The 234-nt window shown below is 62.4% G+C and carries 1 protein-coding gene; it reads left to right on the top strand.

Translation table 11 applies throughout. From position 1 onward, the window contains the following. Nucleotides 1-234: hypothetical protein (locus tag F7R06_RS30880; protein ID WP_170288750.1), on the top strand; the 234-nt coding region annotated here is incomplete at both ends.

Below are 234 nucleotides of genomic sequence, written 5' to 3'. Positions count from 1 at the left end.
CTTCGACGTTGAATATCAGCGTCACCCCAGTGGATGACAGCTTCACCGACCTCAGCGAAAGCGTAACCACGGCCGAAGACTCCGCCATCAGCGGCAGCGTCCTCACTGGCACCAGCAGCGTTGACGGCCCGGTCAGCGTGGTTAATTTCACAGTGGACGGCACCCAATACCAGGCTGGCAGCACGGCCACCATCGCCAACGTCGGCACCCTGGTGATCGGCGCCAACGGCGCTT

Origin of the sequence: Pseudomonas moorei (assembly GCF_008801475.1) — a bacterium.
Classification (GTDB): domain Bacteria; phylum Pseudomonadota; class Gammaproteobacteria; order Pseudomonadales; family Pseudomonadaceae; genus Aquipseudomonas; species Aquipseudomonas moorei.
This window is presented reverse-complemented; position numbering and strand designations above follow the sequence as displayed.